4 protein-coding genes and 1 pseudogene are annotated in these 25,359 nt (G+C 73.5%); all 5 read left to right on the top strand.

Annotation, left to right across the window (positions count from 1 at the left end):
* Window positions 1-106: 106 nt before the first annotated feature.
* Window positions 107-8,605, top strand: a pseudogene (locus OG352_RS39055) (SDR family NAD(P)-dependent oxidoreductase); the annotation flags it as partial.
* 135 nt (window positions 8,606-8,740) lie between these two features.
* Complete coding sequence (locus OG352_RS39050; protein ID WP_329223486.1) at window positions 8,741-20,986, top strand: type I polyketide synthase; 12,246 nt, start codon at window positions 8,741-8,743, stop codon at window positions 20,984-20,986.
* Window positions 20,987-20,994: 8 nt separating this feature from the next.
* Entirely contained in the window at window positions 20,995-22,470 is a 1,476-nt protein-coding gene (locus OG352_RS39045; protein WP_329223485.1) for an NAD(P)/FAD-dependent oxidoreductase, read from the top strand.
* A complete protein-coding gene (locus tag OG352_RS39040; RefSeq protein ID WP_329223484.1) occupies window positions 22,463-23,689 on the top strand; it encodes a cytochrome P450 family protein in 1,227 nt (408 codons plus the stop codon). The genes OG352_RS39045 and OG352_RS39040 overlap by 8 nt, the downstream gene beginning before the upstream one ends.
* 39 nt (window positions 23,690-23,728) lie before the next feature.
* Window positions 23,729-24,922 (top strand): cytochrome P450, encoded by a 1,194-nt coding sequence (locus OG352_RS39035; protein ID WP_329223482.1) that lies wholly within the window; start codon window positions 23,729-23,731, stop codon window positions 24,920-24,922.
* Window positions 24,923-25,359: the final 437 nt, after the last annotated feature.

Genomic DNA, 25,359 nt, shown 5'->3' with positions numbered 1-25,359 from the left:
GGCTCCCTCCGCGTCCCCCGCGTCCCGTCGCATCCGCGTCTGAAACGGATTTCCCATCATGAAAGACTCGTCCGACAAGTACATCGAAGCGCTGCGACTCTCCCTCAAGGAGACCGATCGGCTGCGCCGGGAGAACCGTCAGCTCGCGGCGGCAGCGCGAGAGCCGATCGCCATCATCGGGATGAGCTGCCGCTTCCCGGGCGGGGTGCGCTCCCCCGAGGACCTGTGGCGGCTGCTCGCCGACGGCACGGACGCGGTGTCCGGCTTCCCCACCGACCGGGGCTGGGATCTGGCTTCGCTGTACGACCCGGACCCGACGAGCCAGGGCAAGACCTACGTCCGCGAGGGCGGGTTCCTGCACGACGCCCCGGACTTCGACGCCGCGTTCTTCGGGATCTCCCCGCGTGAGGCGCTCGCGATGGACCCCCAGCAGCGGCTACTGCTGGAGACCGGCTGGGAGGCACTCGAGCGGGCCGGGATCGACCCGCACTCGTTGCGCGGCAGCCGCACCGGTGTGTTCGCCGGGACCAACGGCCAGGACTACATCTCGCTGGTGGACGAGAGCCCCGAGGGCGTTGAGGGCTACCTCGCGATCGGCAGCGCGGCGAGTGTGGTGTCGGGTCGGCTGTCGTACACCTTCGGCCTCGAAGGCCCGGCGGTCACCGTCGACACCGCCTGCTCCTCCTCCCTCGTCACCCTGCATCTCGCCGCCCAGGCCCTGCGCGCCGACGAGTGCTCCCTCGCACTCGCCGGCGGCGTGACCGTCATGTCGGCCCCCGGTCTGTTCGTGGAGTTCTCCCGGCAGGGCGCGCTCTCCCCGGACGGGCGGTGCAAGGCGTTCGCCGAGGCGGCGGACGGCACCGGCTGGTCCGAGGGTGCCGGCATGCTGCTGCTGGAGCGACTGTCCGACGCCCAACGCAACGGCCACCCCGTCCTCGCCGTACTCCGCGGCTCCGCCGTCAACCAGGACGGCGCCTCCAACGGCCTCACCGCCCCCAACGGCCCCTCCCAACAACGCGTCATCCGCGCCGCCCTCGCCAACGCCCGCCTCGTGGGCTCGGACGTCGACGCGGTCGAGGCACACGGCACGGGTACGACGCTCGGCGACCCGATCGAGGCACAGGCCCTGCTCGCCACCTACGGTCAGGACCGTCCGGCCCAACAGCCGCTGTATCTCGGCTCGTTGAAGTCCAACATCGGCCACACCCAAGCCGCCGCAGGCGTCGCCGGCGTCATCAAAATGATCCAGGCCATGCACAACGGCCTCCTCCCCCGCACCCTCCACATCGACCAGCCCTCCTCAAAAGTGAACTGGTCCAGCGGCACCGTGCAACTCCTCACCGAACAACGAGAATGGCCCCGCCCCGACGACCGGCCCCGCCGGGCGGGAGTCTCATCGTTCGGCGTCAGCGGCACCAACGCCCACGTCATCCTGGAGGAAGCACCTCCGACATCCCCGGCACCCTCCGAAAACCCGGACGCACCCGCACCCGAAGGCGTACTGCCCTGGATCCTCTCCGCCCGCAGCGCCACCGCCCTACGCGACCAGGCCGCCCAACTCCTCACCCACGGCGTCGACACCCTCTCCCCCACCGACGTCGGCTGGTCACTCGCCTCAGGACGCGCCGCCTTCGAACACCGCGCGGTGGCGATCGGGGACCCCGGCCAGCTCCGCCACGGCCTCGAGGCGCTCGCACAGGGCACGACCGCGCCCTCCTTGATCACCGGCACGCTCCAGAGCAACGGCGCCGTCGAGAGCCGACTGGCCGTTCTCTTCTCGGGGCAGGGGTCGCAACGGGCCGGTATGGGGCGGGAGTTGTACGACCGCTTCCCCGTCTACGCCGCTGCCTTCGACGAGGTCTGCGCCGCGCTGGACGCCGAACTGGCCGGACACGTCGACCGGTCCGTACGCGACGCCGTCTTCACAGACCAGCCCGATGTCTCCGACGGTGTACTCGACCGTACGGTCTTCACCCAGACCGCGCTGTTCGCCGTGGAAGTCGCCCTCTACCGCCTCACCGAATCCTGGGGCATACACCCCGACATCCTCGCCGGGCACTCCCTCGGCGAACTCACCGCCGCACACATCGCCGGCATCTGGACCCTCCCCGACGCCGCACGCCTCGTCGCCGCACGCGCCCGCCTCATGCAAAGCCTCCCCACACGCGGCGCGATGATCGCCCTCGAAGCCACCGAGGAAGAGGTCACCCCCCACCTCACACCCAACGTCAGCATCGCCGCCGTCAACGGGCCACACTCCGTGGTGATTTCCGGCGACGAACACGACACCACCGCCATCGCCAAGGACTTCAAGACCCAGAAGCGCCGCGTCAAACACCTCCGCGTCTCACACGCCTTCCACTCACCCCACATGCAGCCCATCCTCGACGACTTCCTGACCATCGCCGAGAGCATCACCTACAACACCCCCCGCACCCCCGTCGTCTCCAACCTCACCGGCACCCTCGCCGACCACGACCAACTCACCTCCCCCCACTACTGGACCCGCCACATCCGCGAAACCGTCCGCTTCGCAGACAGCATCCACACCCTCCACGACCAAGGCATCACCGTCTTCCTCGAAGCCGGCCCCGACCCTGTCCTCAGCACCATGGGAGCCACCACCGCCCCCGACGCCCTCTTCACCTCCCTCCTCAAGCACGGCCACCCCGAAGACACCACCCTCTACACCGCCCTCGCCCACGCCTGGACCCACGGCACGTCAGTCGACTGGGCGGCCGCATACGGCAACAGCGACCACGCCCTCGTAGACCTCCCCACCTACCCCTTCCAGCGCCACCGTTACTGGCTCCGCCCGGCAGACGTACCGTCCGCCGATCGCCCCGACGCAGAACCCCTGTTCACGGTGGACTGGGTACCGCTGGCGCCGCCGACACCGTCGGCGGAAATCTCGTCGGAGGACCTGGAGTGGGCGTACCACGCGGAGCTGACAACCGACGGGCCTCTCCCTCCCCTGGTCCTGCTCGAGATGAACCCAGGTCCCGAAGAGGCCGAGGCCGAAGAGCCCGTAGGGGCAGAAGGGGCAGAAGAGCGGGCACTCCCCTTCCCCGACCGCGTACGGCTGGCCGGTGAACGAGCCCTCGCTCTGCTCCAGGGCTGGCTGGCGGACCCCCGTGCCGAGGCGTCGCTGCTGGCTGTGGCCCTGGTCGCGGAGGACCCGTACGCCGAGCTGGTGGCCCAGAGCATCAGTGGACTGGTGCGTTCGGCGCAGACGGAGCACCCGGGACGCTTCGTCCTGGTGGAGAGCGACACCGTGCTCGACGCGGATGCTCTCCGCCGGGCCGTGGCCTCCGGAGAGCCTCGGGTCGCCCTCCGTGCGGGCCAGGTCGTCGTCCCCCGGCTGTGGGAGCTGCCGAGGCCGGCCGGCGCTCCCGTCCTCCCGGATCTCTCCGGTCCGGATGGTGGCGTGGTCCTGCTGACCGGTGCCACCGGTGGCCTCGGCCCGCTGGTCGCCCGGCACCTGGTCGCCGCGTACGGGGTGACCGAGTTGTTGGTGCTCTCCCGTACCGTGCCGGTCGGCGCGGAGTCGGTTCCGGAGTGGGTCGAGGGACTGACGGCCGACGGGACCGTGCGGGTGCGCAGGGTCGCTGCCGATGTGGCGGACCGGGAGGCGCTGGCCGAGGTCGTCGCGTCCGTCGCCGATCGGCTGACCGCCGTGGTGCACGTGGCGGGCGTGGTGGACGACGGTACGGTCACCGCGCTGGACGGACCGCGCTGGCATTCCGTGCTGCGTCCCAAGGTGGACGGGGCCTGGCATCTGCACGAGCTGACGGCGGATCTGGACCTGCGCGCGTTCGTGCTGTTCTCGGGGGCGGCCGCGACCTTCGGCAGCGCGGGGCAGGGCAACTACGCCGCCGCCAACGCGTTCCTCGACGCCCTCGCCGCGCACCGGCACGCGCTGGGGCTGCCCGCGGTGTCGCTGGCATGGGGGCTGTGGGAGGAGTCCCGGGGCATGGGCGGGCGGCTGGGCGCGAACGATCTGGCCCGGATGGCCCGGGGCCATGTGCTGCCGCTGACCGCCGAGCGGGGGCTCGCCCTGTTCGACGCCGGTCTCGCCGCCGGCCGCCCGGTCGTCGTACCGGTCCGGCTCGACCTGCCCGCCCTGCGGGCGGCGTTTTCGACCGGCGAGGCGGCCGGCGTCGTACCGCCGCTGTTGCGGGAACTCGTCCGTACGGCGGCTCCGGCGAGCCCCGGCACCGTGCGGCCCACCGATCCGCAATCCACCGAAACCGCCAGCTCTGCCGACACCATCGACACGTTCGCCCACCGGCTCGCCGCGCTCTCCCCCGCCGATCGGCGCAAGCAGTTGCTGGACCTGGTCTGCGGAAGTGCGGGTGCGGTGCTCGGCTTCGCCGGGGCCGAGGCGGTGGATCCGCATCAGCCGTTCAAGAGCGCCGGGTTCGACTCACTGACCGCCGTCGAACTGCGCAACCGGCTGACCGCCGCCACCGGCAGCCCCCTCCCCGCGACCCTGATCTTCGACTACGCGACCCCCACCGCGCTCGCCGACCACCTCTGGGACAGCATCGGCTCCCTGCTCGACGCGTCCGTCACGGCGGGCGGCCGAGCAGGGGGTGAGACGGTCGAGTCCGGTGCCGCGTCTGCCTCGTCCACCTCATCTACCGCCTCGTCTACCTCGTCGGGCGGTGGCCGGGACCGGGCACAGGACGACGACCCGGTGGTCATCATCGGCATGGGCTGCCGTTTCCCGGGTGGCGCCGACTCGCCCGGCGCCCTGTGGGAGCTGCTGCGCGCCGGGACGGACACGGTTTCCGGTTTCCCCGACAACCGGGGCTGGGACCTGGAGACGCTGAGCGCCTCCGGTCCCGACCGGCTCGGCAGCACCTACGTCAGTTCGGGCGCTTTCCTGTACGACGCGGCCGAGTTCGACCCGGCGTTCTTCGGGATCTCGCCGCGCGAGGCCATCGCGCTCGATCCGCAGCAGCGGCTGCTGCTGGAGACGTCCTGGGAGGCGTTCGAGCGGGCGGGCATCGACCCGCACACCCTGCGCGGCAGCCTCACCGGCGTGTTCGCGGGCACCAACGGCCAGCCCTACGGCACCCTGCTCCAGCGCGCTCCCGAGCAGGCCGACGGCTTCCTCGCCACCGGCAGCGCGGCGAGCGTGGTGTCCGGGCGGCTGTCGTACACGTTCGGCCTCGAGGGCCCGGCGATGACCGTCGACACCGCCTGCTCCTCTTCCCTGGTCACCCTGCATCTGGCCGTCCAGGCGCTGCGGGCGGGCGAGTGCACCCTCGCGCTGGCCGGCGGGGTCACCGTGATGTCCACCCCGGATCTCTTCGTGGAGTTCTCCCGGCAGGGCGCGCTCTCACCGGACGGCCGCTGCCGCGCCTTCGCGGACACGGCGGACGGCACGGGGTGGGGCGAGGGCGCCGGGATGCTGCTCCTGGAACGGCTGTCGGACGCCCGCCGCAACGGCCACCCCGTCCTGGCCGTCATCCGTGGCTCAGCCGTCAACCAGGACGGCGCCTCCAACGGCCTCACCGCCCCCAACGGCCCCTCCCAGCAACGTGTCATCCGCGCCGCCCTCGCGAGTGCCGGGCTCTCGACCACGGACGTCGACGCCGTCGAGGCCCACGGCACGGCGACCAAGCTCGGCGACCCGATCGAGGCGCAGGCGCTCCTGGCGACCTACGGTCAGGACCGGGGTGCCGAACAGCCTCTGTATCTCGGCTCGTTGAAGTCCAACATCGGCCACACGCAAGCGGCGGCAGGCGTCGCCGGTGTCATCAAGATGGTCCAGGCGATGCGTCACGGCGTCCTGCCGCGCACCCTCCACGTCGACACACCCTCCACCAAGGTCGACTGGACGGCCGGGTCCGTCGAGATCCTCACCCAGGAACATGCCTGGCCGCTCACCGAGCGCCCGCGCCGGGCCGCTGTCTCCGCCTTCGGCGTCAGCGGCACCAACGCCCACATCATCCTCGAACAACCCGAACAGCCCGAGGAGACCCCAGCGGTCGTCCCCGCCGAACCAGCGCATCCGGACACCATCGTTCCCGTACTGCTGTCCGCCCGGACAGAGCCCGCCCTGCGCGACCAGGCAGCCCGACTCCTCACCCACCTCGAAGCCGACCCGGCGCTCTCCCCTCTCGACACGGCCTGGACCCTCGCCACCGGCCGTTCCACCTTCACCCACCGCACCACCCACATCGGCAACCGCCAACAACTCCTCACCTCCCTACGCGAGTTCGCGACCGGAGAGACGACGCCCAACACCGTGCAGGGAACGGCGACGAACACCGGCCGAACCGTGTTCGTCTTCCCCGGCCAGGGCTCGCAATGGGTGGGCATGGCCCTCGAACTCATCGACAGCACACCCGTATTCGCGAAGTCCATGACCGAATGCGCCGAAGCCCTCGCCGAGTTCACCGACTGGTCCCTCCACGACGCCCTCGCCGACCCCGAAGCACTGCAACGCGTCGACGTCGTACAACCCGCCACCTGGGCCGTCATGATCTCCCTCGCCGCACTCTGGCGCTCCTACGGCATCCAGCCCCACGCCGTCATCGGCCACTCCCAAGGCGAAATCGCCGCCGCCCATGTCGCAGGAGCCCTCACCCTCCACGACGCCGCCCGCATCGTCGCCCTGCGCTCCCAGACCATCGCCCGCAACCTCGCAGGCAACGGCGGCATGACATCCCTCGCCGTACCCGCAGCCGAAGCAGAAGCCTTGATCGCCCGCTGGGACGGCCGCATCGAGATCGCCGCCACCAACAGCCCCACCAGCACCGTCGTCGCAGGCCAACCCACCGCCCTCGACGAACTCCTGACGGTATGTGAGGAGAGCGGCGTACGCGCCCGCCGCATCCCCGTCGACTACGCCTCCCACACCACCCACGTCGAAGAGATCGAGCACGAACTCACCGACCAGTTGCTCGACGTCTGGTCCAACCCGGTCGAGATCCCGTGGTTCTCCACGGTGGACGGCGAGTGGCTGGACGGCACGGAGGCGGACGCGGCGTACTGGTACCGCAATCTGCGTCAGCCCGTCGGCTTCCACCAGGCGGTGCAGGCGCTCGCCGAGGCCGGATACGGCACGTTCGTCGAGGTCAGCCCCCACCCCGTGCTCGCCATGAGCATCGAGGACACCGTCGGCACACCGGCCGCCCTGAGCACGCTCCGCCGCGACGACGGCGCTCTCCCCCGCTTCTGGACCTCACTCGCCGAAGCCTGGGTACGGGGCATGCCGGTCGACTGGACGCGGGCTTTCGAGGGGACCGGCGCCGGGCGGGTCGAGCTGCCCACGTACGCCTTCCAGCGCCGGCCGTACTGGATCGACGTACCGGTCGACGCCGCTGCGGCGGTAGCGGCGACGCGCCCGGTGCCGGGCGCGGTGCAGGACGGCGTGGTGGACGCGTCCGACGGCGGACCCGGGCGACGGTTCTCGGGGCTGCCACCGGCCGAGTTGCTCGGAGCGGTGCGCGAGCTGGTGCGGGCCGAGACCGCCCGTGCGCTGGGATACGAGTCCGCCGGTGAAGGCAGTGAAGGCCGTGAAGGTGAACTCGCCCTGGACCGTGGGTTCTTCGAGCTGGGGATCACCTCGGTCACCTCCATGGACCTGCGCAACCGGCTGAGCGCCGCGACCGGGCTCGCGCTGCCGACCGCCTTCGTCCTGGACCATCCGCAGCCCGATGCGCTGATCGACCGGCTGCACACACTGCTGGTCTCAGCCGGGGACGGGTACGGGGACGGCGACGCGGGTGCCGCCGCGAACGGTGAGCGGGTCGCGGGTCCGGTGGAGACGCTGTTCCGGCAGGCGTTCGCCGCCGGGGTGAATCTGGCGGGCAACGACATCATCATGGCAGCCTCCCAGGTGCGCCGGGTGTTCACCGCCGACCAGGTGGACGCCGTGCTGCCCGCCCCGGTGCGGCTGGCCCGCGGTGCCGACGATGCCGACGGCAACGACGGCCAGGCCGGCGATGACGGGCCCGTACTGCTGTGTCTGCCCGCCGTGGTCGCCACCGGTGGTCCGCAGCAGTACGCGAGGCTCGCCGACGGGTTCCGGGGACGCCGGGAGGTCACGGTGCTGCCCCAACCCGGTTTCCTGCCAGGCGAGTTGATGCCTGCCGATCTGGACACGCTGGTCCGGCTCCAGGCGGCGGCGGTTCCGCGTGCCGCGGGGGGCCGGCCCGCCGTGCTGGTCGGTCACTCGGCGGGCGGGGCGATCGCGCACGCCGTCGCGGCGGAGCTGGAGCGTCAGGGGGCCCCGGTCGCCGGGCTGGTGCTGCTGGACGTGCCCTGGCCGCTGGACGCTCCGGAGGAGCGATCCGCCGACGCGATGCTCGGTGTGGTCTTCGAGCGGGAGGAGTGGCTCGGCGCCCTGATCATGGACGACCATCGGCTGACCGCGATGGGGGGTTATCACCGGCTGCTCGCCGCCTGGCGGCCCACTCCGCTGGAGCGGACCCCCACCCTGCTGGTCCGGGCCACCGAACCCATGGTCATGGCCGACGGCGACGAGGTGATGCTGAAGGTCGTCTGGCGGCTGGAGCACTCCGTGCGGGAGGTCGCCGGCAACCACTTCACGATCGTGGAGCAGCACGCCGAGGCCACCGTGTCCGCCATGGAGGAGTGGCTGACGGAGAGCGGGGGCGCGCACCCGGGCCGCTGAGTGCCGCCGTCTCCCAGGCCACCGCCGCGGCCCTCTCCCAGCCTCCGACTCCCGCCCCCCGCATGTCACAGAACAACGAGGTAGACCATGACCAGCAGGCCCGACGCCGCACCGAATCCCGACCCGCTGCTGTGGGTGCTGTCCGCCGACAGCGCCGCGTCCTTGCGGTCCCGCTCCGGCGTGCTGCGGGAGCGGCTCATGGCGCTGCCGGAGTGGCGGCCCGTCGACGTCGCGCTCACCCTCGCTCACTTCGCCCCGCCCGGCGGCGCGCCGGAGGCCGCGTACCGGGCGGCGCTGGTCGCGGACGGGCGGGACGGCTTCCTGGCCCGGCTCGCCGATCTGGCGGAGGGGCGGGGCAGCGCGGGGGTGACCGAAGGCGATCCGGTGACGGCGGGCGGATCCGCGCTCGATGGCGGCCCCCTCCTCGGCGAGGACGGCCCCCTCCTCGGAAACGGCGGGCCGGTCTTCGTGTTCCCCGGTCAGGGGCCGCAGTGGTCGGGCATGGCCGTGGACCTGTGCGCGGGGTCGCCCGTCTTCCGGGCCCGCATGGACGAGTGCGTCCAGGCGCTGGAGCCCTACGTAGAGGGCCTGACGCTCGCCGAGACCCTGCTCGGGGTCCCGGACCCCGCACTGCTGGATCGCCCGGAGGTGGCGCAGCCCGCGCTGTGGGCGGTGATGGTGTCGCTCGCCGAGCTGTGGCGGTCGTACGGCGTCGAGCCCGCCGCCGTTCTCGGGCACAGCATGGGCGAGGTGGTCGCGGCGGTGGTGGCCGACGCGCTCACGCTGGACGACGGGGCCCGGGTGATCGCGCGCTGGAGCCAGGCGCAGGCCGAACTGCTCGGGCAGGGCGAGATGCTGTCGGTGCTGGGGTCCGCCGACGAGGTGTTGCCCCGGCTGCGGGAGGCGCGGTTCGCGGGTCTGGACGTGGCCGGGCTCAACGGCCCCGCATCGGTCACCGTGTCCGGTGACGGCGACGCGATCCACGCCCTGCGCCGTGAGCTGGTGGCGGACGGAGTGCAGGCCAGGGTGATCGCGGTGGGTCTGGCCGCGCACTCCTCGCACATCGAGCGGATCCTGCCCCGGATGCGGGCCGAGCTCGCCCAGATCCGGCCGCGCACGGCCCGGCTGCCGTTCTGCTCCGCGTCGCAGGGGCGGCTGCTGGCTCCGGACGAGCCGCTGGACGTCGAGTACTGGTGCCGGAATCTGCGCGGAACCGTCCTGTTCGAGCAGGGCACGCGCGCCGTGCTGGCCGAGGGCGCCCGGGTGCTTCTGGAGGTCAGCCCGCACCCGGTGCTGACCTCCGCCATGCAGTCCACCATCGAGGCAGCCGGCGCGTCCGCCGTCACCCGGGGTTCGGTGCGCCGCGCCGACGCCGGGCCGGAGCGCGTGCTGCGCACGCTGGGCGAGTTGTACGTCGACGGCGTCGCCCCAGACTGGGCGGCGCTGTACGGGCGACGGCCGCAGCCCCTCGTACCGCTGGCGGAGGTGTTCGCCGCGCCGTCCGCAGGGTCTGCGGAGGTGCCCGCCGGACACCATGAGTCGCCGGGCGCGGACCGGCTCGCCGGGCTGACCGAGGCCGAGCAACTCGCCCTGCTGTCCGACCTGGTGTGTGCGCAGACGGCGCTCGCCGTGGACAGCGGCGGCCCGGGCTCGCCGCGCCCGGAGCAGACGTTCGGGGAATGGGGGCTGGACTCGGCGAGCGCGCTGCTGCTGCGCAATCGGCTGTGCGCGGCCCTCGGCGCCACGCTCCCGGTGACACTCGCTTTCGACCACCCGACCCCGGCCGCACTCGCCGCCCATCTGCGGACCGTGCTGCTGGACGAGCCTCCCGCCGGACCGACGGCCGACACGGACGACACAGCCGATGACGAGGCGCCGGGCAGGACCGACGTGGACTCGAACGCCCTGGACAACCCGAACAACCCGGACGACGACCCGGACGATCCGGTGGTCGTGGTCGGGCTCGGCTGCCGGCTGCCCGGCGGGATCGGCGGCCCCGACGACCTGTGGCGGATCCTGGAGACGGGCGCCGACGCCGTCTCCGCCTTCCCCGCGGACCGGGGCTGGGACCTCACCGGGGAGTACCGGCCCGGCGACGCCGGTGGCCGGATCCACCAGGGCGAGGCGGGATTCCTGCGCGACGCGGCCGAGTTCGACGCCGGGTTCTTCGGGATCTCCCCGCGCGAGGCGCTCGCGATGGACCCGCAGCAGCGGCTGCTCCTGGAGACGTCCTGGGAGGCGTTCGAGCACGCGGGCATCGACCCGCAGCCGCTGCGGGGCAGCCGTACCGGGGTGTTCGTCGGGGCCATGACCATGGACTACGGCCCCCGTCTCGACGAGGGGTCCGGGGTCGGCGGGTATGTGTTCACCGGCAACACCGGCAGTGTGATCTCGGGGCGCCTCGCCTATGTGTACGGCTTCGAGGGCCCCGCCGTCACCGTGGACACCGCCTGCTCCTCCTCCCTGGTGGCGCTGCATCTGGCGCTGCGGGCGCTGCGGGCGGGTGACTGCGACCTCGCGGTGGCGGGCGGGGTGACCGTCATGTCGGGGCTCGGCATGTTCGAGGAGTTCTCCCGGCAGGGCGCGCTCTCCCCGGACGGCCGCTGCAAGGCGTTCTCCGCCTCGGCCGACGGCTTCGGGCTCGCCGAGGGCGCCGGACTCGTGCTGCTGGAGCGGCTGTCGGCGGCGCGGCGGGCCGGGCACCGGGTGCTCGCGGTGCTGCGCGGCTCGGCGGTCAACCAGGACGGCGCCTCCAACGGCCTCACCGCCCCGAACGGGCCCTCCCAGCAGCGCGTCATCCGCGCCGCACTCGCCGACGCCGGCCTGTCTGCGGCCGACGTCGACGCCGTCGAGGCACACGGGACGGGCACGACCCTCGGCGACCCCATCGAGGCCCAAGCCATCCTCGCCACCTACGGCCAGGACCGACCGGCCGAACGCCCGCTGCTGCTCGGCGCGTTGAAGTCCAACATCGGCCACACCCAGGCGGCAGCGGGTGTCACCGGGGTCATCAAGATGGTGCTGGCGCTGGGCCACGAAGTGCTGCCGCGCACGCTGCACGCGAACGAACCGTCCCCGTACATCGACTGGTCGGCCGATACGGTACGGCTGGCCTCGGAGCCGGTGCCGTGGCCGCGCACGGAGGACCGGCCGCGCCGGGCCGCCGTCTCCTCGTTCGGCGTCAGCGGCACGAACGCGCACCTCGTCCTGGAGGAGCCACCCGCGACCGCACCCGCGACCACGACTCCGGCTGGGGAAACGGACGTCGACACGCCGACCGGGCATGCCGGGCCTGCCGGGCCGCTGCCGTACGTCCTGTCGGCGCGTTCTCCCGAGGCGCTGCGGGACCAGGCCCGGCGGCTGCTGGTCCGGCTCGGTGACGCCGGGACCGAGGCCTGCGGCGGGCTGGCGCTCGCGCTCGCCACCACCCGCGCGCCACTGACGCACCGCGCGGCCGTGGTCGCCGAGGGCGCGCAGGCGCTGCGGGCCGGACTGCGGGCGCTGGCCGAGGAGTTGCCGGCCGCCGAGGTGGTGCGGGGGCCGGCCGACGGGGTGTCGGAGAGCGCGGTCCGGCCGGTGTTCGTCTTCCCGGGGCAGGGTTCCCAGTGGACCGGGATGGCCCTCGAACTCCTCGACACCGAACCGGTGTTCGCCCACTCCATGACCCAATGCTCCGAAGCACTGGCCGAGTTCACCGACTGGTCCCTCCACGACGCCCTCGCCGACCCCGAAGCACTCGAACAAGTCGACGTCGTACAACCCGCCCTCTGGGCCGTCATGATCTCCCTCGCCGCACTCTGGCGCTCCTACGGCGTCGAACCCACCGCCGTCATCGGCCACTCCCAGGGCGAGATCGCCGCCGCCTGCGTCGCAGGAGCCCTCACCCTCCACGACGGCGCCCGCATCGTCGCCCTCCGCAGCAAGCTCATCCGCACCGAACTCGCGGGCAAGGGCGGCATGACGTCCGTACCGCTACCGAAGACCGAGGTGGCCGAGCGGATCGCGCGCTGGGCCGGGCGGATCGAGATCGCCGCCGTCAACGGGCCTGCCCATGTGGTGGTTTCGGGCGATCCTGAGGCCCTGGACGCGCTGCTGGCGGAGCTGACGGCCGAGGAGGTGCGCGCCAAGCGGATCCCGGTGGACTACGCCTCGCACTCCGCCCAAGTGGAAAGCATCGAGGCGGAGTTGCTCACCGCGCTCGCCGAGGTGACCCCGCGCGCGGCGGCCGTGCCGTTCCACTCCACTGTCGACTTCGGCTCCACCGTCGGCTTCGAGTCCACCGTCGGCGCGGATGCCGGGAGCCGCCACGACGTGCGTTTCGACGCCGGCTACTGGTACCGCAACCTCCGCGCCCCCGTCGCCTTCCGGGAGACCGCCGCGGCCCTGATGGAGGCGGGGCACCGCGTCTTCCTGGAGGTGAGCCCGCACCCGGTGCTCACCGTCGGTCTCCAGTCCACCGCCGAGGCCGTGGGGCGGTCCGAGGTGCTGGCGGCCGGTACGCTCCGGCGCGGCGAGGGCGGGCGCGCCCGGCTGCTGGCCGCCCTGTCCCTGCTGTACGCGCACGGAGTACGGCCCGACTGGTCGGCCGTGCTGGCGCGTTCGGGAGCCGCCGGGACGCCGGTCGTGTCCTTGCCCACGTACCCGTTCCAGCGGCGGCGCTACTGGCCGGAGCCGACCGCCTCCCGGACCGTCGGCTCGGCGGTCGCTGCGGCTGTCGACACGGCGGTGGACGCGGGCTTCTGGGACGCCGTGGAGCAGGGGGATCTGACCTCTCTGGCGGGCACGTTGGAGCTGACCGCGCCCGGTCAGCGGGAGACGCTCGGGGCGCTGCTGCCCGCGCTGTCGGTCTGGCGGCGGCGCGGAGTGGAGCGCGCGACGCTCGACTCCTGGCGTTATCTGATCGACTGGGAGCCGTTGCCCGAGCGGTCCGCCGTCGCGCTCGGCGGCACCTGGCTGCTCGTGGTCCCCGCCGGTGGTGCCGGGCACGCGGCGCGGGCCGCCGTCGAGCGGGCGCTGACCGAACACGGCGCGTCCGTCGTGCCGTTGGTGCCGGCCGGTCCGGTCGCCGAGCGTGCGGAACTGGCCGCGCGGATCGGGGAGGCGGGCGCGCTCACGGGTGTGGTCTCGCTGCTCGCGCTGGACGGGGAACGGCACCCCGGGTACGACCGGGTGCCCGCGGGTGCGGCCGCAAACGTGGCACTCGTGCAGGCGCTCGGTGACACCGGTACGGCGGCACCGCTGTGGTGCGCCACCCGGGGTGCGGTGTCGGTGGGGCGGGCCGAGCCGGTGACCGGTCCGGAGCAGGCCATGGTGTGGGGGCTCGGCCCGGTGGTCGCCGCCGAACGCGGCCGGGGCTGGGGCGGGGTGCTGGACCTGCCCGCCGAGTGGGACGCGCGGACCCGGGGCAGGCTGGCCGCCGCGCTGGCGTCCGACGCCGAGGACGAACTCGCCGTACGCGCCACCGGGTTGTACGCGCGGCGGCTCGCGCACGCGCCGCTGGGCGACGCCGCGGCGCCGCGCCGCTGGCGGCCGGCGGGGACCGTGCTGGTGACGGGCGGCACCGGGGGTCTCGGCGCGCACACCGCGCGCTGGCTCGCCCGAAGCGGCGCACCGCATCTGCTGCTCACCGGCCGCCGGGGTCCGGAGGCCGAGGGGGCCGCCGAGCTGGCCACCGAACTCGTCGCCCTGGGTAGCCGGGTGACCGTCGTGGCCTGCGACGTCGCCGACGAGGAGGCCCTCGCGGAGCTGGTCGCCACGGTGCCCGCCGAGCTGCCGCTGACCGCCGTCTTCCACACCGCCGCCGTGCTCGCCGACGCCGTACTGGACGAGGTGACGCCCGCGCACATGGACGCGGTGCTGCGGGTGAAGGCGGCCGGCGCGGAGAATCTCCACCGGGTCACCCATCATCTGGAGCTGTCCGCCTTCGTGCTGTTCTCCTCGATCGCGGGCACGCTCGGCATGGCGGGCATGGGCAACTACGCTCCCGGCAACGCCCGACTCGACGCCTACGCCCGTGCCCTGCGGGCCGACGGTACGCCCGCACTGTCCGTGGCCTGGGCGCACTGGGCGGGCGACGGCATGGCCGCCCACGACACCGTGGACGGGCTGCTGCGCCGCCGGGGCGGACGCACCATCGCCCCCGAACTGGCCCTGGCCGCGCTCCAGCAGTCCCTGGACCACGACGAGACCTTCCTGCTGCTGGGCGACTTCGACTGGGACAACCCCGGCCAGTCCACCATCGCCGGCCGCACCCGCGCCCTGCTCGCCGCGCTGCCGGAGCTGCGCCGCGCCCGGCCCGCCGCCGAAGGGGCCGGTGTGCCCGGCCGGGAGCCGGCCGGGCCGTCGTTCGCGCAGCGGCTCGCGGCGCTGCGCGAAGGAGCCGAACAGGACCGTATGGTGCGGGAGTTCGTGCGCGGGCAGGCCGCCGCCGTGCTCGGTCACGGTGGGGCGGCGGCGGTCGAGGCGGGGCGGGCCTTCAAGGATCTCGGCTTCGATTCACTGACCTCCGTCGAGTTCCGCAACTCCCTCAGCGTCGCCACCGGTCTGGCGCTGCCCGCCACCCTGGTGTACGACCACCCGACCCCGGCGGCGCTCGCCGCCCATCTGCGCACCGCGCTCCTCGGCGGCGGCGCGCCCGCCGCCCACGCCGCAGCGGAACGTCCGGCCCCGGCTTCCCCGGACACCGAGGACGATCCGGTGGTGATCGTCGGCATGGCGTGCCGGCTGCCCGGCGGGGTCGCGGGCCCGGACGACCTGTGGGAGCTGCTGGTCGGCGGCACGGACGCGATCGGCGCGTTTCCCGAGGACCGGGGCTGGGACCTGGAGCGGCTGATCGACCCGGCCGGGAGCCGGCCAGGCACGAGTTACGTGGGCACGGGCGGCTTCCTGGACGGCATGGCCGACTTCGACGCCGGGTTCTTCGGGATCTCCCCGCGCGAGGCGCTCGCGATGGACCCGCAGCAGCGGCTGCTGCTGGAGACGTCCTGGGAGGCGTTCGAGTACGCGGGCATCGACCCGGAGGCCCTGCGCGGCAGCCGCACCGGGGTCTACGTCGGCGCCCAGGGCAACGGGTACGGCACGGCCGCCGTGCCGCTGCCCGAAGGTCTGGAGGGGCACGCCGTCACCGGTGGCGCGGTCAGCGTGATCTCGGGCCGGCTGTCGTACACGTACGGCTTCGAGGGCCCCGCGGTCTCCGTCGACACGGCCTGCTCCTCCTCGCTGGTCGCCCTGCACCTGGCGGCGGGGGCGCTGCGCTCCGGTGAGTGCGAACTCGCCGTCGTCGGCGGGGTCCAGGTGATCGCGCACGCGGCCGTCTTCGCCGGGTTCTCGCAGCAGCGGGGCATCTCCCCCGACGGTCGCTGCAAGCCGTTCGCGGCCGCGGCCGACGGCTTCGGCATGGCCGAGGGCGCCGGGGTGGTGCTGGTGGAGCGGCTGTCGGCGGCGCGGCGGGCCGGGCACCGGGTGCTCGCGGTGCTGCGCGGCTCGGCGGTCAACCAGGACGGCGCCTCCAACGGCCTCGCCGCCCCCAACGGGCCCTCCCAGCAGCGCGTGATCCGCGCCGCCCTCGCCGACGCCGGCCTGTCTGCGGCCGACGTCGACGCCGTCGAGGCACACGGGACGGGCACGACCCTCGGCGACCCCATCGAGGCCCAAGCCATCCTCGCCACCTACGGCCAGGACCGACCGGCCGAACGCCCGCTGCTGCTCGGCGCGTTGAAGTCCAACATCGGCCACACCCAGGCGGCAGCGGGCGTCACCGGGGTCATCAAGACCGTCCTGAGCCTGCGGCACGGCATGCTGCCGCCGACCCTGCACGTGGACCGGCCGACGCCGCACGTGGACTGGACGGCGGGCGCGGTACGGCTGGTGACGGAGCCCACCGAGTGGCCGGACGCGGACCGGCCGCGCCGGGCGGGTGTCTCGTCCTTCGGCATCAGCGGTACGAACGCGCATGTGATCCTCGAAGCGGCACCGGAGCCGGACGCGGATCCGGGCCTGACCGCCGATTCCGGCCCGGGCCTGGGCATGCTGCCCGAGCCGGAAAAGTCCGTGACCATGGACATGAGCGTGGACGTGCCCGTGGTGTCCGGTCCGCTGCCCTGGCCGCTGTCGGCCCGTACCCCGCGCGCGCTGCGCGCCCAGGCCGCCCGGCTCGCCGCGCGACTCGCCGCGATCCCGGACACCACCCCGAACGCCGTCCCGGATTCCACGCCGGATTCCACGCCGGCCGACGTCGGCTGGACGCTCGCCACGGGCCGCGCCGCGCTGCAACACCGCGCGGTGCTCGTCGCACACGACCGCGCGGGATTCACCGCCGCCCTCGACGCCCTCGCCGAGGGCACCGCGGCCACCGTCCCCCAGGGCCGGGCGAAGCCAGGGGCGGGAGCGGTGTTCGTCTTCCCGGGGCAGGGTTCCCAGTGGGCCGGGATGGCCCTCGAACTCCTCGACACCGAGCCGGTGTTCGCCCACTCCATGACCCAATGCTCCGAAGCACTGGCCGAGTTCACCGACTGGTCCCTCCACGACGCCCTCGCCGACCCCGAAGCACTCGAACAGGTCGACGTCGTACAACCCGCCCTCTGGGCCGTCATGATCTCCCTCGCCGCACTCTGGCGCTCCTACGGCGTCGAACCCACCGCCGTCATCGGCCACTCCCAGGGCGAGATCGCCGCCGCCTGCGTCGCAGGAGCCCTCACCCTCCACGACGGCGCCCGCATCGTCGCCCTCCGCTCCCAGGTCATCGCCCGCAACCTCGCGGGCAAGGGCGGCATGACGTCAGTGGCTCTTCCCGCGGCCGAGGCCACCCAGCGGATCGCGCGCTGGGCCGGGCGGATCGAGATCGCCGCCGTCAACGGGCCCGGTGGGGTGGTCGTGGCGGGTGAACCCGCCGCTCTGGACGACCTTCTGACGGAGTGTGAGACAGGCGGCGTACGCGCCCGCCGTATCCCCGTCGACTACGCCTCCCACACCTCGCACGTCGAGACCGTCGAGGACGAGCTCGCCCGGCTCCTGTCCGATGTGGCACCGGTGACGGCGCGGATCCCGTGGTTCTCCACGGTGGACGGGGTGTGGCTCGACGGGCCTGAGGCGGACGCCCGTTACTGGTACCGCAACCTCCGTCGGCCCGTCGGCTTCCAGCACGCCGTGGAGACCGTGGCGGCCACTGTCGAGCACGGGGTCTTCGTCGAGGTCAGCCCGCACCCCGTGCTGGCGGTGCACGTCGAGGAGGCCGTCGGCAGCCCCGTGGTCGGCACGCTGCGGCGCGGTGAAGGCGGCCGGGAGCGCTTCCTGACCTCGGTGGGCGCGGCGTACGCGCACGGGGTGCCGGTCGACTGGCGGCCCGCCTTCGCGGGGGCGGACGCCCGTTCCGTGTCGTTGCCGACCTACGCCTTCGAGCGCACCCGGTACTGGCCCGGGACTCCGGTGCCGACGGGTGACGCCGGGCAGCTCGGGCTGGACACGGCCGGGCATCCGCTGCTCGGCGCCGAGGTCTCGGTGGCGGACACCGGCGGGCTGCTCCTGACCGGGCGGCTCTCGCTGCGCACTCAGCCCTGGCTCGCCGACCACCGGGTGGGCGGGACCGTGCTGGTGCCCGGAGCGGTCCTGGTCGAGCTGGCGCTGACCGCCGGCGCCCGCGTCGGCTGCGCACGGCTCGCCGAACTCACCCTGCGCACCCCGCTGGCCCTGCCGGAACGGGGCGCGGTCCGCATCCAGTTGACCGTGGGCGCGGCCGGCCCCGACAGCCACCGCGAGCTGCGGGTGCACGGCCGGCCCGACGAGGACGCCGCCGGTCCCTGGACGACGTACGCGGACGGCGTGCTCGCGCCCCTCGCGCCGGGCGACGCCCCGGCCGTGGATGGCGCGCTCGCTCCATGGCCGCCGGTGGGCGCCGAGCCGGTGACGTCGACCGGTTTCTACGAGGGGTTGGCCGGCCTCGGGTACGACTACGGGCCGGCGTTCCGACGGGTACGGACGATGTGGCGGCGGGGCGAGGAGCTGTTCGCTGAGGTGGCCCTCGCGCCCGATGCGCCCGATGCGTCCGACTCGTCCGACGCGGGTTCTCCTGGTTCGGTCGGTGGTTTCGGGCTGCACCCCGTCCTGCTGGACGCGGCCACCCAACCCACCCTTCTCGATCTGCTGGGCGGCGATCCCGCCCCCGTGCGGCTGCCGTTCGCCTGGTCCGGGGTGACCCTGCACGCGGTCGGAGCGCGGGCTCTACGGCTGCGGCTGGCCCCGGCGGGTCCGGACACGGTGTCGCTGACGGCGGTCGACACCGAGGGTTCGCCGGTGTTCAGCGCCGAGTCGATGGTGACCCGGCCGATTCCGGCGGACCAACTGCGCCCGGCTCAGGGCGACGGCTCCGACGTGCTGTTGCGGATGGAATGGCTGCCGGTGAAGCCGGAGGACGGGGCGGCGGACCGGCCCGAGGTGCCCTGGATCGCGGTACCCGACGACCCGTCCGGGATCGCGGCGCTGCCCGGGACCGCCGAGGCCGTGACCGCCGTGGCGGTGCTGCCGGCGGCCGGGGAGCCTCGGGAGGCCGTGCGTCGGGCGCTGGCTCTGGTGCGGGGCTGGCTGGCCGGCGAACGGCCGGACGGCGCCCGGCTGGTGCTGGTCACCCGGGGCGCGGTCGCGGCCGCTCCCGGCGACCCCGCGCCCGACCCGGCGGCCGCCGCCGCGTGGGGTCTGGTGCGTTCGGCCCAGACCGAACACCCAGGCCGTATCACGCTGGTGGACCTCGACGCCCCCGCTGCGACGGCTGGGGCGCGGGTGGCGCGGCTCGCCGCCAGTCACCCCACGGAACCCCAACTCGCCCTGCGCGCGGGTGCCGTGTACGCGCCCAGGCTCCGTCCCGCACCGGCACCAGCCGCTACCCCCGATCCGGCCGACCCTGTCGGCTTCGGCGCCGGAACGGTGCTGATCACCGGCGGGACCGGCACGCTCGGCGGGCTGCTGGCCCGGCACCTGGCGAAGCGGTACGGGGTGCGGCGGCTGGTGCTGCTCTCGCGGCGCGGCACGGACGCGCCCGGCGCGCACGCGCTGGTCGCCGAACTGACCGCGCTGGGCGCGGAGACGGTGGTGGAGCGCGGTGACGTGGCCGACCGTGCCGCCCTCGCCGGGGTGCTCGCGCGGATTCCGGCGGACCGGCCGCTCACCGGTGTGGTGCACACCGCCGCGGTGCTGGACGACGCGCCGGTCACCGAGCTCACGCCGGAGCGGCTGGACACCGTCCTGCGGACGAAGTTCGAGGGCGCGCTGAACCTGCACGAGCTGACCCGGGAGCGGCCCCCGGCCGCGTTCGTGCTGTTCTCGTCGGCGGCGGGGGTGCTCGGCTCCGCCGGGCAGGGCGGTTACGCCGCCGCCAACGCGGCCCTCGACGCGCTGGCCGCCCGCCGGCACGCGGCGGGGCTGCCCGCGACCTCGCTGGCGTGGGGGCTGTGGGAGCAGGCGAGTGAGCTGACCGGGACGCTGTCCGCGGTGGATCTGCGGAGGATGGCCGGGCTCGGGCTCGCCCCGATGTCCGCCGCGAGCGGGCTCGCCCTGTTCGACACGGCCCTCGCCACCAGCGCGCCGGTTCTCGTGCCCCTGCGGCTGAACGGCGCGGCGCGTCCGGCCGACGCGGGTGAACTGCCGCCGCTGCTGCGGGAGTTGCTGCCCGCACCCCGGCCGCGCACGCAGGCGCCGGAGTCCGCTCCGACGCGGGAGACGGGAGCCACGGACGATCCGGACGTCCTGCGGGCCCGGCTGGAGAGAATGTCCTCCGGTGACCGGCACACGGCCGTGCTCGATCTGGTGCGGGCTCAGGTGGCGGCCGTACTGGGCTACGAGTCGGCGCGGCTGGTCGAGTCGGAGCGGGCGTTCAAGGATCTGGGCCTGGACTCGCTGACGGCCGTGGAGATCCGCAACCGGCTGGGCGCGCTCACCGGGCTGCGGCTGCCGCCGACGCTCCTGTTCGACCGGCCGACGCCGCTCGCCGTGGCCCGGCATCTGGCCGACGACCTGCTGGCGGGTCCGGTGCCCACCGGCGTCGAGGTGCTGGCCGAACTGGAGCGGCTGACCGCCCTCCTGACGGCGGCCGACCTGGACGAGGCGACCCGGCACGAGGTGGCGCACCGGCTGCGGGCCCTGCCGGACGCCGTCGGCGGCGCGCTCACGGAGGCGGAACCCACCGTCACCAGCACTGTCACCGGCACCGATTTCACCGAGTATCTCGACTCCGCGTCCGACGACGAGCTGTTCGCGATGCTCGACGCACCCGCGCGCCCCTTGTCCACCTCGCCCAACTCGCTCGGCTCGCCCGACGACCCGTTCCCCGGCGTATCGGAGAAATGAGAACAACCGTGTCCGACTCTCCCTCTCCCACGGCCGCCACCAGCGCCGTCGTGCTCGGCGCCGGAAGCGCCGGGATGCTCGCCGCCACCGTGCTCGCCCGCCATGTCGACCGGGTGACCGTGTTCGACCGGGACCGGCTGCCGCAGGGGCCCGAGCAGCGCCGGGGCGTGCCGCAGGCCCGTCACTCCCATGTGCTGTGGTCCGGCGGCGGGCAGGTCGTCGAGTCGCTGCTGCCCGGCACCGTCGAGGCGCTGCTTGCGGCCGGTGCGCACCGGATCTCGCTGCCCGAGCAGATGGTCTCGTTGACGGCGTACGGCTGGCAGCACCGGTTCCCGGCCACTCAGTCCATGATCGCCGCCAGCCGTTCGCTGCTGGACTGGCTGATCCGGGAGGCGGCGCTGCGCGAGTCCCGGATCACCGTGCGGGAGGAGACCGACCTGGTCGGTCTGTGCGGTGACGCCGGGCGGATCACCGGGGTGACGGTGCGGCCCCGGCAGCGGGGCGGTGCACCGGCCGTGGTGGAGGCCGACCTGGTGGTCGACGCGACCGGGCGGGGCTCACCGTTGAAGCGCTGGCTCACCGAGCTGGGCCTGCCGCCGGTGCGCGAGGACGTCATCGACGCCGGGATGGCCTACGCCACCCGCGTCTACCGGGCGCCCGCGGGGGTGGGCGCGTTCCCGCTGGTCAGTCTGTACGCCGACCACCGGGCCGGGGTCCCGGGCCGCAACGGCATGCTGCTGCCCATCGAGGAGGGCCGCTGGATGGTCACCCTCTCCGGCACCCGGGGCTCCGAACCCCCGGTTACGCCGGAAGGCTTCGACGCCTTCCTGCGGACCCTGCGGCACCCCCTGATCGCCGACCTCGTGGCCGGCCTGGAACCGCTCACCCCGGTGCACTCCTCCCGCAGCACCGCCAACCGTCGCCTGTTCTACGACCGGCTCGCGCGGTGGCCGGAGGGGCTGGTGGTCCTGGGCGACGCACTGGCCGCGTTCAACCCGGTCTACGGCCACGGCATCAGCTCCGCGGCGCTCAGCGCCCGGGAGCTGGACCGGGCACTGGACGGGCACGGCCTCGCGCCGGGACTGGCCCAGGCGGTGCAGCGGACGCTGGGCGCGGTGGTGGACACGCCCTGGTCGCTGGCCACCTCGCAGGACATCCGCTACCCGGACTGCCGCAGCGACACCCAGGACCCCCGGCTGGGGCGGTACGCCGAGGAGCATCAGCGAGCCGCCGACCTGGTCGGCACGTTCACGGTCAACGACCCGCTGGTGAGCGCCGCCGCCCTTGAGGTGAGCACGCTGGCGGGCCCCCCGGACCGGCTCCAGGCCCCCGACGTCCGCGCGGTCCTGGCCGGCGGCGCCCATCTGCCGCCGCTCACCGCTCCGCCGCTCACCGCGCAGGAGCACCGGGCGGCGGGCCTCCCGCCCCTTCTCACCCGGCCTTCCGTATCTTCATCCTCCCTTGGACAGGACATTCATGAGTGACTCCCTGAACGAGTCGGCGAACACGTCGGCCAACGCATCGGCGGACGAGTCGGTGATCGATCTCGACCGCCAGGGCGAGGGATTCGTCTCCGATCCCTATCCGTTCTATTCCGGGCTCCGTGCGCGGGGTCCGGTGCACCGGGTCCGCAGTGCGGAACTCGGGGAGCAGTGGCTGATCGTGGGCCACGAGGAGGCGCGGGCCGCCCTCGCGGACCCCCGGCTGAGCAAGGACCCCGCCAAGGCCGGAGCGCCGAGTTCGGACGACGCCGTCGCCCGTCATCTGCTCACCATGGACCCGCCCGACCACACCCGGCTGCGGGCGCTGGTCGAGCGGGAGTTCACCGCCGCGCGCGCCGAGGAGATGCGGGCGGGCGTCCAGCGGATCGCGGACGAGCTGCTCGACGCGATGCTGCCGGCCGGGCGCGGCGACCTCGTGGACGCGTTCGCGCTGCCGCTGCCGGCCGTCGTCATCTGCGAGCTGCTCGGCGTGCCCGCCGCGGACCGCGACAGGTTCCGCGCGTGGACGGCGAGCATGACGGCACCGGACAGTGAGAGCGCGATGGCCACGGCCTTCGCCGAACTCGGGGCGTACATCGCGGAGTTGGTCGCCGAGAAGGGCCGGGCCCCGGGCGACGACCTGATCAGCGCGCTGCTCGACCCCCCGGCGGAGCAGGACGACCGGCTCACCCCCGGTGAACTGATCTCCCTGGTCTTCCTGTTGATCCTCGCCGGTTTCGAGACCACGGCCCATCTGATCAGCAACGCGGTACGGACCCTGCTGCTGAACCCGGGTCAACTGGCGGAGCTGCGGGCCGACTTCTCGCTCCTGGACAACGCGGTCGACGAGGTGATGCGCTACGAGGGACCCGTCGAGGCGACCACGTTCCGGGTCGCCGTCGAGGCGATCGAGGTCGGCCCCGTCACCATCGAAGCCGGGTCGCTGGTGAAGATCTCCCTGCCCGCCGTCAACCGGGACGAGCGGCGGTTCGCCGACCCCGACCGCTTCGACATCCACCGCCCGGCCGGGGGCCACCTCTCGTTCGGCCACGGCATCCACCACTGCCTGGGCGCCCCGCTCGCCCGGCTGGAGGCCCGTATCGCCCTCCGGTCGCTGCTGGAGCGCGCTCCCGGGCTGGCCCTGGACGGCGACCCCGAGAAGCACGAATGGATTCCCGGACTGCTGGTCCGGGGTGTCCGCAGCCTCCCCGTCACTTTCTGAACACCCGTCCTTTCGAAGCACGCCAAGGAGATCAGAGCCATGGAAACGTCCAGCACATCCCATTCCCTGCCGTTCGGCGAACCCGACGGTCTGGTCTTTCCGCCGCTGTACGCCACACTCCAGCGCGAACAGCCGCTGGCCCGGATCCGGATGGCCTACGGCGGTGACGCCTGGCTGGTGACACGCTACGGCGACGTCAAGACCGTACTGTCCGACACCCGCTTCAGCAGGGCGGCGACCGTGGGAGCGGACGTGCCACGGGTGACCCCCGTGGTCAGCCAGGACACCTCCATCCTGAGCATGGACCCGCCGGAGCACACCAGGCTTCGCAAACTGGTCGCCAAGGCCTTCACGGCACGGCACATCGAGCGGCTGCGGCCCCGGGTCACCGAGATCACGCACGGGCTGCTGGACGCGATGGAGGCACAGGGCAAGCCCGCGGACCTGGTGCAGGCGCTGGCCCGGCCGCTGCCCATCAGCGTCATCTGCGAGATGCTCGGCGTGCCGGCGCCCGACCACTCCGAGTTCCGCCGCTGGTCCGACACCATCTTCGGCATGGCGTCCGGTGAGGAGATCCAGTCGGCCTTCATCAGCCTGCACTCGTATGTGAGCGCGCTGGTCGCCGAGCGCCGGCGCGAGCCGACCGACGACGTGCTCGGCACCCTCGTGCAGGCCCGTGACGACGGGGACCGGCTCACCGAGGCGGAGCTCGTCGACTTCGGACTCGCACTGCTGCTGGGCGGGTTCGAGACCACCGCGAACCAGATCGCCAACTTCGCCGCCACCCTGTTCCAGCACCCCGCGCACCTCGCGGAGCTGCGCGCCGACCCGGCCCTCGTGCCCTCCGCCGTGGAGGAGCTGCTGCGCATGGTGCCGCTCGGCCTGCACGGCGGCTTCGTACGGATCGCCACCGAGGACGTCGAACTCAGCGGCGTCGTCGTCCGCAAGGGCGAGGCGATACTCGCGGAACTGCACACCGCGAACCGGGACCCGGAGGTCTTCGACCGCCCCGAGGAGCTGGACTTCCACCGGGAGCACAACCCGCATCTCATCTTCGGCTACGGCCCGCACCACTGCGTCGGCGCCCAACTGGCCCGGCTGGAGCTCCAGGTGGCGCTCGGCACCCTGCTGGAGCGATTCCCGGCCCTGGAGTGCGCGATCCCTCCGGAGCAGATCGAGTTCTCGAAGGTGAAGCTCGTCCGCGGCCCGGAGACCCTGCCGGTGACCTGGTGATTCCCGTACCCTCCCACCGCACATCGAGGTACTGACACGAGTGGGCGCCGAGCCCCTCCGGTCCGACCGGAGGGGCTCACGCCTGTTTTCGGCCACGGCGCAGGAAACATATGATCAAGATCACCGGGCCTCGGCGGACGACCTTTCCCGATGACCGCTCGGACAAGGCAAACTGGCCCACAACACCGGCTGAACGGGGCCATGTTCCGGACTGGCGCCGTTCTTCGACCCCCCGCACCCCCTCACCCATCACGGTTCGGCCAGTGCCGCTTCCCGGCCGGGGCGGCTCTCCCGAGCGGCTTCCGTGAACCGGCGCCCCGTCTTTCACCTTTCACCCGGTCACGGAAGAAGGAGCGCCCTCCGTCCCCCCGAAAGTGAAGCCCCCTTGCCTACCACCCCCCACGGCAGGCCCTCCGCCACCCTCCCGAGTCATGGCG

Source organism: Streptomyces sp. NBC_01485, assembly GCF_036227125.1.
GTDB lineage: Bacteria > Actinomycetota > Actinomycetes > Streptomycetales > Streptomycetaceae > Streptomyces.
Note: the sequence above shows the minus strand (reverse complement) of the source record. Positions and strands in the feature narration are given on the sequence as shown.